Source organism: Companilactobacillus bobalius (assembly GCF_009764355.1).
Genome location: NZ_LNUA01000036.1, coordinates 1 through 9,745 on the forward strand (window position 1 = coordinate 1; position 9,745 = coordinate 9,745).

Annotated in this window: 9 protein-coding genes and 1 pseudogene; 3 read left to right on the plus strand and 7 right to left on the minus strand. The window is 36.9% G+C overall.

Features of this window, described 5'->3' with window-relative positions; genetic code table 11:
* Nucleotides 1-756: 756 nt before the first annotated feature.
* Together ATN92_RS12365 and ATN92_RS12370 are read right to left on the minus strand one after the other, a co-directional pair.
* On the minus strand, nucleotides 757-1,899 hold the full coding sequence (locus ATN92_RS12365; RefSeq protein ID WP_056950657.1) for a relaxase/mobilization nuclease domain-containing protein: 1,143 nt from the start codon (nucleotides 1,897-1,899) through the stop codon (nucleotides 757-759).
* Entirely contained in the window at nucleotides 1,881-2,234 is a 354-nt protein-coding gene (locus ATN92_RS12370; protein WP_056950680.1) for a MobC family plasmid mobilization relaxosome protein, read from the minus strand. The genes ATN92_RS12365 and ATN92_RS12370 overlap by 19 nt, the downstream gene beginning before the upstream one ends.
* A 601-nt stretch (nucleotides 2,235-2,835) precedes the next feature.
* On the opposite strand from ATN92_RS12370, the pseudogene ATN92_RS12375 reads away from it, so the two are divergent.
* Nucleotides 2,836-3,249, plus strand: a pseudogene (locus tag ATN92_RS12375) (DDE-type integrase/transposase/recombinase); the annotation flags it as partial.
* An 85-nt stretch (nucleotides 3,250-3,334) separates the two neighbouring features.
* Here the strand turns inward: ATN92_RS12375 and str are convergent.
* The 3 genes from str to ATN92_RS12390 all read right to left on the minus strand — a co-directional run bounded on the left by str (nucleotide 3,335) and on the right by ATN92_RS12390 (nucleotide 4,876).
* Nucleotides 3,335-4,183 carry a streptomycin adenylyltransferase Str gene (gene str, locus ATN92_RS12380; protein WP_056950663.1) on the minus strand — a complete coding sequence of 283 codons (849 nt, stop codon included), beginning with the start codon at nucleotides 4,181-4,183 and terminating at the stop codon, nucleotides 3,335-3,337.
* Nucleotides 4,184-4,191: 8 nt separating this feature from the next.
* Entirely contained in the window at nucleotides 4,192-4,380 is a 189-nt protein-coding gene (locus ATN92_RS12385; protein ID WP_435369334.1) for a hypothetical protein, read from the minus strand.
* Nucleotides 4,381-4,516: 136 nt separating this feature from the next.
* Nucleotides 4,517-4,876 (minus strand): ArsR/SmtB family transcription factor, encoded by a 360-nt coding sequence (locus ATN92_RS12390; RefSeq protein WP_025024910.1) that lies wholly within the window; start codon nucleotides 4,874-4,876, stop codon nucleotides 4,517-4,519.
* A gap of 247 nt (nucleotides 4,877-5,123) precedes the next feature.
* Here ATN92_RS12390 and ATN92_RS12395 point away from each other — a divergent pair, with 247 nt between their 5' ends.
* The gene (locus tag ATN92_RS12395; protein ID WP_411762952.1) at nucleotides 5,124-6,908 is read left to right on the plus strand and encodes a heavy metal translocating P-type ATPase; all 1,785 of its coding nucleotides are present in this window, start codon (nucleotides 5,124-5,126) and stop codon (nucleotides 6,906-6,908) included.
* Nucleotides 6,909-6,968: 60 nt separating this feature from the next.
* Here the strand turns inward: ATN92_RS12395 and ATN92_RS12400 are convergent, their stop codons facing one another.
* Entirely contained in the window at nucleotides 6,969-7,613 is a 645-nt protein-coding gene (locus ATN92_RS12400) for a Vat family streptogramin A O-acetyltransferase (RefSeq protein WP_056950673.1), read from the minus strand.
* Nucleotides 7,614-7,716: 103 nt separating this feature from the next.
* Between ATN92_RS12400 and ATN92_RS12405 the strand changes: the two genes are divergently transcribed.
* Nucleotides 7,717-8,391 (plus strand): GntR family transcriptional regulator, encoded by a 675-nt coding sequence (locus ATN92_RS12405; protein WP_056950674.1) that lies wholly within the window; start codon nucleotides 7,717-7,719, stop codon nucleotides 8,389-8,391.
* A gap of 388 nt (nucleotides 8,392-8,779) precedes the next feature.
* On the opposite strand, the gene ATN92_RS12410 is transcribed toward ATN92_RS12405, so the two are convergent.
* The gene (locus ATN92_RS12410) at nucleotides 8,780-9,550 is read right to left on the minus strand and encodes a replication initiation protein (RefSeq protein ID WP_056950677.1); all 771 of its coding nucleotides are present in this window, start codon (nucleotides 9,548-9,550) and stop codon (nucleotides 8,780-8,782) included.
* Nucleotides 9,551-9,745 lie beyond the last annotated feature (195 nt).

The window sequence follows — 9,745 nt, forward strand, 5'->3', positions numbered from 1 at the left end:
GATTTTTATTTTTTTGGTGTTGAGTGGTGTGCTTTTTGGTGTTGAGTGGTGTGCTTTTTGGTGTTGAGTGGTGTGCTTTTTGGTGTTGAGTGGTGTGCTTTTTGGTGTTCTATTAGTGCTATAAACGTTGATATAAAGCCATTCCTTTTTCCCTAAGTATTTAGAAGTATTAATAGAATTATTAATAAATTAGGTGCGCGCGTAGCGCTATGTTTGTGAGCGCAATTCAATAAAACAAAACAACACAAACAAAAGGAGTGAGAGACAAGCTCTCACATTTAACTTCATTCGCTTTGCTCATTGCGCCTCCCTATGGTCGTTACATAAAAAGATCTTGGGCGTTGCCCAAACCCACAAGCGAAGTTCGCTTGACCACCTAATCACTCGCCGTTAGGCAGGCAAAAAAAGCAAGGGTGCTTTTCTTTGCATGCGCAAAAGTGTTTTATCCGCCAGTCTATCAACTCCTTAAAGCCTCAAAAAGGGGCTAACTGCTAAAGCAGAAAGCCCCTTTAATTCGATTTACCGTTGACAGACAGTTAAATAGTGCGTCGACACCTAGCTAATTCATCAATATTTTGCATTCTAAGCCATTTTAAAGATAATTTCATAAAATACACCTGTTAAGCAAAGAAATGCGTCAGAAGCCAAAATACGAGCCCTGAGAGCAACCCAGTCGGAATAACCGCGTACAGATAATTTTTAATCTCATACCAACTCATATGTTTATGTGTACGGTCAATTTCGGTAGATAAACGATTAGCGACTTGGTCCATAGTCCCTTGAACGGTTTGGTTTAGGCTGTCGTTTAGGGCTTTCAACGTGGTGTTGTTGCTCTTTTGCAGACTGTTTATCTGTTGCAATTCGTCGATTGTTTTGCGATTGACCGTCTTTGTTTGTTCGTTGAACTGATTTTGAGCGTCTTTGAGCAGAGCGACTAATCGTTCTCTGCTGGTTTCTTTGCTGTTCTCTAAATTGTTCAAGGTCTCTTGAAAGGCTTGATTGACCTTTTGGCTGGTTTGTTCGATTTGTGTCAGCTGTTCGGTCAGTTCGATTTGTTGTTTGCTTTGTAGTTGAATTTGTGTGCCCTGATAGTTCCTGATTTCTTTCAGGGTCTGGTTGAGCGCTGTTAAATCTGTTTGTATCTGGGTCTCTGGTACGTCTTTCCAACTCATTGTAAATTGCCTCCTTTTCGTAAGCTGTGCCAAGTTTATTACCACGAGCCTTATAATTCGTCCCTGTTAGCTGATAGGTAAGGTCTTTACCTCGTTCCCATACATCTATTGCTTTTTGCTTTAAATCGTCTCTAAACGTCTGAAAATCGCATATAAGCTGATTAGACATGGTACTATCAACTGCTTGTCTGATTTGGTCTTTCCAAGTCGGTTGTCCGCGGTCTTGCATTTTGATTTCGGCCATAGAACGCTTTTCATACCGTTCAGGGTCAGTGTGTGTTACTTCTAGTCCATGTTTTTGTACGATTTCATCGGTGTTATGAACGAGCTTTTCACGATATTCTTGCCAATTTCCATGCATTTTCTTGCCAGTTTCCAAGTCAATTGCCCCAATGACAGCGTGAATATGTAAGGCGTCCGTATCAGCATGTTCATATAGCGCCACCTGTTGATTAGGATAAGTCTTTTGATACACTTCTTTGGCAATATCGAGAGCTTTTTTCTGGTCGATTTCGTTTTTAGGGTCAAATTCCTTTGGACTAAACGAAATACGACTAGCATAGGCTTGTGTTTTACCTTGATTACCGTACACTTCACGGACTTGTTTAAATTGACTTTTAGCATAGTTCACATCAAGGTTTAGTCCGTCCTTTAAGACCGCACGTTTTTCGGCATAATTGACAAGCCGTGACGCACTTGCAGACCGCTTTATGTGAGTTGTTGCCATATCTTTGCCACCTCACTTTGAAGTTCCTGCAATGCTTGGGCGGGGACGTTGCCCCCCTGATTGGCGTGTTTTGTTAATTGGTTGAGATTACCCCCAATTTTTGCTAATTGACGGGCTAACTCTTGCGCTTCTTTTGCGCCAATCTTAGGGGCAACGATCCGCGCCCCCTGTGCCTTCTTTTTGACAAAAGCAGGCACGGACATATTTAAAGTTTTCGCAGATTGCGAAAGCTTTAAATAGTCCTGCTCGCTCACTCTAAAATTGATTTGCCGACTGTCTTTCCGATTGGGTTGTTTATCGGATAGATGGCTAGACATATTGTGTTGTTCGCTCACAAACCCCACCCCCTTTGTTTTGCCTTTCAGGCAAGTGAATTGATTGATTAAGCTCGTGAAACCCTTAGGGTTTCTACTCACATAATAAATCAATTCACGGGGTTTGGCAAGCAACCCACATGCTAGCCACTTACGTGTCTGATGTGGTGCTTGCAAAGGGGACGCTAGCGCTCGCCCCTTGACCCCCTAGCTACGCAAACTCACGGCAAAATGACTAGCTATATGCTAGCCACTTTTTACCAATCGTTGCGTATGCCATTTGCTGATTTATTCCGCAAATGGCGTCTACCCGACGGGGGCTGTCTGCCGAATTATTTTGCATAATAAGCATGATTTCATCAAGACAAATTTTGCACTTGACGCATGCTTTCAGCAGGAGCTTTCCAGCAGACCATTTCATGGAGAGTTCTCCCCGAACAGGGCAAGCGTCTCACGCTTGTAGCAAGGGTTTCAGCCCAATATAATAACTAAAATTTATAAGGTTCCTTTTCAAATGTGTTGATTATCCATTGCAGAGAAAAGAACACAATAAAAATAATAAGAATAGGAAGCAGTCTAGCCAGCCAAATATTGATGTTTGGATCTTGTGATAGAGTATGATAGAGCCATTGATAGTCATGGATTAACACTAGATTTTGAGTTACGTAAACATCGTGATTATCAATCCGCCTATCATTTTTTGAAACGTTTATTGACGACCTATGGTCGTCCTGATTGTCTGGTTACTGATCAATATGCTGGCACTTTAAAGGCTATTAAACAAGTAATTAAAGACGGCTTATTGGTGAAAGCAAATCACCAATGTTCTAAATATCGTAATAATTTGATTGAACAAGATCATCGGTTAATTAAACACGTCTTAGTAAAATCAAGCGGTTTTCAATCACTACGAACTGCGCTAAAAACGCTAAGTGGGATTGAAGTCATGCATCAACTACATAAAGTAAGCCAAAGAGAACCAAGTCTCTTTGGTTTTTCGTCGTCACAATCACTAATCGAATTATTAGTACAATGATCCGTTCAACAATCGTCCCAATGTATTACAAAGACTATTTTGTTAATTTTGCACCAGAACCCCAAAAATGTGGTTGCTAATAAAATTAATTTTCATAATTATTACGAATAAAATTCTCGATATTTTTTTCGTAATGTGGATAGTTATAATTTCCTAAACAACTTACTTTATTTGAATAATATTTAAATAATTCACAACAGAGCTTAAAAGATTGGTATGTCTTTTTATATCCATTCATCTCAAAAGTAGCTAAAAACATATTGAATTCTTTATCAGTTAAATATTTGTTTATAAACTTATAATTCTTTCCCAAACTAAAATCAAAACCCTTATTAAAACCAATATACCAAGACATCATTCTTAATAATTCAGGACGTAAAATATTATTGAAATGATCTAAAGCAAATAATATTTCTCTTCTAAAAACGCCCTTTGCTACATACGTTGAAACACTCCAAAACTCATTGCAGCAATCATGAAATTCTCGTTCTGTTGGTTTTTTTAACCAATAATTTGAGTCATCTGGAACAATTTCTTGAGTCACTAAATTATCTTTATCAACTAAAATTTTTACAAGACCATCAGAGTCATTAAAGTAACGATTTAAATCTTTTAAATTAATTAATGTAATATCCATTTTTATGCCATCTTTAAAGTACATTATATAACTATAACCATAATCTAAATCAGGAGGGAATAATTCCATATCTTCTGGTTTCTGTATGAACAATAATTCTCCAAATAAACTTAACCAACTCTCTTCATGTATGAAACACTCAATATCTGATACGAAAAACGAAAAATCATAATCTTGAAACTTATCTTTTTTTATATTTTCATTAGTTCTTGAACCCTCGAGAGTAATAATTTTTACATTGCTTCGTTGATAAGCAAATTCAGAAACTAAATTTAAAATCTCTTTTTCAGTTCTCATTGTTTTTTTCACTTCCCAAGTCTAAATTTACGTTGCCAAAAATTAATTTGCTTTTGCAATTGTTTTTCGTTCTCTTTCAAAGTCGATTTCATTAATTCCGTTAAATCAATTGGGGATATTTCTTTAATCAAATTTTTATATTTCGTTCTAGAATTTCTATGAATTTTGCCCCATTCTTCTTCATCACTTAATAACATAAAAACAATAGCTCTATCGGAAGTTCGTTTAATAATTTTCCAATCTGGTTTTAAAATATGTAAATCATTAAAAGGTAGCGTCAAGAATCTTGTGTAAATGAAATGCCTTCGTACATATAATCGGAAGTCAGTAGTATCAGTCGTTTTCGTCTTCAATAATGTGATCTTTTGTCTGTCCAAAAATCGTGATTATGTGTTGATCACTTAATCGATAATGAATATTTCGACCGTGTCGCACACTCGTAACAAGATTTAATTGACGTAATAGACTTAGTTGATGGGAAATTGATGATTGACTCATGTCCAAAGTATCGGCGATTTCGCCAACACTCAAGGGTGTTTTTGACAATGCCAGGATAATTTTTACACGGGTCATATCGCCAAAAGCCTTAAAAATGTTGACCATTGATTCTAATTCTTCATTGGCAGGAATACTTTCCTTCAAATGATTCAGAGCAGCTTGATGTTCTTGTTCTGAAAAATCTTTTTCTACCATAATACTTCACCTTTTTTCTACAAATCATTGAATTTCCCTGTAGGATATATTATATTATAGATGAAATATGAATGAATGCTCATATATTCATGTAAACACTTACACAATTGTAGGGAGGATGTTTCTAATGAAATCGTACAATGTCCAATCCGAATATCAAGTAAAAAATAAGCAAACGAAATCAAAACATAAATTAGATCATGAATCCACTGTCAGACTATGGAAATTAGTTATTTCAGCTGTATTTATGATTGCTGGATTCATAGGAATATTCGGTGAACCGATTAATATCGTCCTTTATTTCATGGGTTACTTCGTTATTGGCGGAAGTATCGTCTTAAAAGCAGTTAAAAATATTTTTCATGGTGAAATTTTTGACGAAAATTTCTTAATGACAATTGCAACGGTTGGTGCTCTGATTTTAGGAGAGTATCCGGAAGCTGTCGCGGTCATGTTCTTCTATGAAGTAGGTAACTTATTTGAAGATATTGCGACAAATAATTCTAAAAAATCTATTTCAGCATTATTGGAAGTTAAACCAGTTTTTGCGACTATAAAAATGGCTTCAGGTACTAAGAAAGTTGATCCATCTAAAGTTCAAGTTGGACAGATTATTATTGTTAGACCTGGTGAGAAGATTCCCTTAGATGGGACGGTCGTGTCTGGACAATCGATGGTTGATACATCAGCTTTAACAGGTGAATCGATGCCTCGTAGTATTTATCAAAACGATGCCGCCATGAGTGGCTCTATCAATCAAAACGGTACTTTGGAGATTAAGGTCACAAAGATATATAGTGATTCTACAGTTGCCAAAATATTGGATATGGTCCAAAATGCAAGCAATAAAAAGGCTCCGGCAGAGAAGTTCATTACACGTTTTGCCAAAATCTATACGCCGATCGTAGTTGCTATGGCAGTTGCACTAGCAATAATTCCGTCACTGTTTACTGGCAACTGGGGTGAATGGATCTCACGTGCCTTGGTATTCTTAGTTATCTCGTGTCCTTGTGCTCTAGTTATCTCAGTTCCACTGAGTTTCTTCAGCGGGATTGGAGCAGCATCTAAACAAGGTGTACTAGTAAAGGGTAGCAGTTATCTTGAAGCCTTGAATAGTGTTGATACAGTAGCCTTTGACAAGACTGGTACTTTGACAAAGGGGCAATTTGAAGTTGTTAAAATTGAACCTGTAGCTGGAGTTAAGAGACAAGATTTATTAGGTATTGCGGCTGCAGCGGAACAGAATTCTACGCATCCAATCGCGCAGTCGATTATCAAAGCTTATAACGACGATATGAGTCAGTATCAGGTCACAGATGCGAACGAACATGCTGGTCATGGTTTGAAGGCTATAGTCGATGGCAAACAAGTTGTAGTAGGTAATGATAAGGCAATGTCAGGAATTAATTTCATCAGAGATAATGGAATTGGTACGGTTGTTTATGTCAGTGTTGACGGTAAGTTTATGGGTAGCATTGTGATTGCCGATGAGCCTAAGTCAGATGCACAGGATGCAATTGAATTATTACATCAACGTGGGATTAAGAGTGCCATGTTGACTGGTGATAATGCCATAGTTGGTAGATCGATTGCGGATAAGCTTAAGTTAGACAATGTCTATACTGACTTGTTACCTGAAGATAAGGTTAATATTGTTGAAAAATTACTTGCAACATCTAAGAAGAAAAATAAAAAAGTGGCCTTTATTGGTGATGGTATCAATGATACGCCAGTATTAACGACGGCTGATATCGGGTTCGCCATGGGCGGTCTTGGTAGTGATGCTGCAGTTGAAGCGGCCGATATTGTTATTATGGGTGACGAACCTTCCAAGGTTTCTAAGACGATTAAAATTGCTCAGGTGACTAGAAAAATAGTTATGGAGAATATTAGTTTTGCCATAGGGATCAAAGTTTTGTTCTTAATTCTGGGAGCCTTCGGTTTCGTAGGCATGTGGCAAGCAGTATTTGCCGATGTCGGTGTCACCGTTATAGCGGTATTAAACGCTGTTAGATTACAATTCTTGAAGTGATAAATAATTATAAAAAGGTCCTCGCATTTTATTAAATGCGAGGACCTTTTTTGTAAATACTTATTTTGTCCATTCTTTGATCTTATCCAATGATAATTCATTAACAGTAAGTTCTTTGATATGGGCAGTTATCCAGTCGATATCCTTATTCCACCATTGCAGCTTTTCTAGTTCATTAATCATATCATCAGAGAATCTTTGTTTAATTAGTTTGGCAGGATTACCGCCAACGATTGAGTATGGTTCCACATTGCTAGTTACAAGACTGTTTGCACCGATTATGGCACCATCACCAATATGAACACCGGGTAGAACAGTGACATTTTGACCAAACCATACGTCGTTACCGACTGTCGTATCGCCCTTTAGAGGTAAGTCATCTAGAGTAGGTGTGTTGGCTTCCCAACCGTTACCCTGAATATTAAATGGGTAAGTTGAAATGCCCTTCATCACGTGATTTGCACCATTCATAATGAATTCGATACCTTGGGCAATTGAACAGAACTTGCCGATTATTAGTTTGTCACCTAGGAATTCGTAATGGTGAGTGACGTGTTTTTCAAAATTCTCTGGTTCAGATTTATCATCGTAATACGTGTAGTCGCCCACGATAATATTTGGGGATTTGATTGTATTTTTGATGTAGACCATTTCTTTGATATTGGGGTTGGGATAGATTGAATTCGGATCGGGGTATGATTTCATGAGATGCTCCTTAAATTTAATTGCTGTTATTTAACAGCCGTTACATATATTATAATGTAAGAATACATAATAATTAATATAGATGAACCATGGAGATAATAAAATGATAGCAGGAAGTTTATATCAGAGAATTGCCAGTGATATTAAAAAGAATATTTTATCAGGTAAGTATGAAGTAGGAAACCTTATACCAACAGAGAACGAATTAGAGAAAATGTATAATGTCAGCAAAATCACGGTCCGTAATGCGGTTGAATTACTAGTCAGTGAGGGTTATTTGGTTAAGAAAAGTGGAATCGGAACGACGGTTATTAGCAACAACTTGTTCAATAAATTATCAAAAGCCAGATCATTCTCATCTATTGTCGATGAACACGGTGATTTAACTAAGAAGATTCTACAGATCAAATTAGTTTCGCCAAAGGGAACTCCTTTTGAGGAATCTGGTAAGCAACAGGTTTTGTATATTAAACGTCTTTATTCACTGGATGATAAGCCGTTCATAATTTTTGAACACTATCTTCCAAATGTTGCGATTCAAAATGAATTGAAAGATTTGCGTCACAAATCACTCTACAAAATACTCCAAGAGAGTGGTCAAGAAGTGGCTAGTTTCAAAGATGAATTCAAGGCCGTTAATCTAAAAGATGATGACAAGGAGTTATTGGGTAAGTCGGATACTTTGGCGCTTAATCGTGTTAGAAGAGGTTTTGATCGCTTTGGCAATCTAGTCGAATATTCATTAGCTATGGTAGCGTCAAGAATCTTGTGTAAATGAAATGCCTTCGTACATATAATATGTAACTAACTTCGGTTTTCAGTCGTTCATTCCGTCAAGAACGGGTAATATTTTTTGAAACCTACAAAAAATTCTCATGCCTAGTACTCGACTACATTCTCACTCAAGGTTCAAAAGACATAACTTATAAGTTAAATTTGTGTGAACTCGTTGTAATTGTGGTGAGTTCATGCATTTGTAGCGCAAGAAAACCCACTACCAACAGACTGATAACTGATACAACTAGACTTATTTTTGTGATACTATTCTTCATAGTGAAACTTCCTTTCAAATGGTTGGTTGTTTTGCTAAATTTAGGGATACCGTGAGCTGTGGAGGCTAGGGCGGTATCCCTCTTTTTATTATGAACATCATTTCCCCCCTTATATTAAAAACGTGGGTTACGAATAAAATTATTGTGAATTTCGACTTGAACTACCTCACGACCACGGCGTGCTTGAAATAAAGATAAGTCCATATCATCAATTTCAAGGTTAATTTCTGCAATAGCTGGGTTTAATATTTTATCTTTTAAACGTCCATAGGTGTAACTTTCAGGCGAACCTAACCATTCTTTCCACTCATCAGGCGTTCCTTGAACAATGGCAATTGAACTACCGTTATCTTTATCAGCTTCACGGATCAATTTGTATAACAAAATAGAATATTTACTTTTCAGTTTAACGGTATCAACGAGTAAGTATTGGGTGTAGTGCCCTTTATCTTTTAATTGCAACAAAAATGGCGCAAATTCTTCATTGATTTTGATTTGAAGTTGTCCATTTTCCCAAATATGCACAACTTCAAACCACCCCGTTAGAGTAATACGACGATCCGTCTCACTATAAATACGAAGGCTTTTAGCACGCATGTCTTCTAAATTTTGGGCAAGTTGCGAGTACGTACGACCGCTACGCTTTAATTCAAGGACATTAGACAGCTCATACATTGACGTATGAATGATATTAAAGTGTTTATCATCAGGTTTAATCTTAGAAACAACAAAGTCCATAATCTTCAATTCACGGGCATTTAAATCATGACGTGCCTTAGTAATTAGGTCATTATGTTCAGCCACCTGAAAATATTGTTGGTCTTTAAAATCTTCTTTATTAAAGTTACGGTCACTGACCCATAACATATTGCGTTTATCGACCATAAATTTTCTTCCTTTCGAACATACATTTTATTTTATAAATACACTCTATTACTAATTAACACTAAAGTAAAGTGATTTTTATTTTTTTGGTGTTGAGTGGTGTGCTTTTTGGTGTTGAGTGGTGTGCTTTTTGGTGTTGAGTGGTGTGCTTTTTGGTGTTGAGTGGTGCGATAAACGTTGATATAAAGCCATTCC

Excerpts from the sequence above, each read along its gene's own strand:
- ATN92_RS12365 (WP_056950657.1), bottom strand. The coding sequence starts at position 1,899 with ATGGCAACAACTCACATAAAGCGGTCTGCAAGTGCGTCACGGCTTGTC.
- str (WP_056950663.1), bottom strand. The coding sequence starts at position 4,183 with ATGAGAACTGAAAAAGAGATTTTAAATTTAGTTTCTGAATTTGCTTAT.
- ATN92_RS12385 (WP_435369334.1), bottom strand. The coding sequence starts at position 4,380 with ATGTTATTAAGTGATGAAGAAGAATGGGGCAAAATTCATAGAAATTCT.
- ATN92_RS12390 (WP_025024910.1), bottom strand. The coding sequence starts at position 4,876 with ATGGTAGAAAAAGATTTTTCAGAACAAGAACATCAAGCTGCTCTGAAT.
- ATN92_RS12395 (WP_411762952.1), top strand. The coding sequence starts at position 5,124 with ATGATTGCTGGATTCATAGGAATATTCGGTGAACCGATTAATATCGTC.
- ATN92_RS12400 (WP_056950673.1), bottom strand. The coding sequence starts at position 7,613 with ATGAAATCATACCCCGATCCGAATTCAATCTATCCCAACCCCAATATC.
- ATN92_RS12405 (WP_056950674.1), top strand. The coding sequence starts at position 7,717 with ATGATAGCAGGAAGTTTATATCAGAGAATTGCCAGTGATATTAAAAAG.
- ATN92_RS12410 (WP_056950677.1), bottom strand. The coding sequence starts at position 9,550 with ATGGTCGATAAACGCAATATGTTATGGGTCAGTGACCGTAACTTTAAT.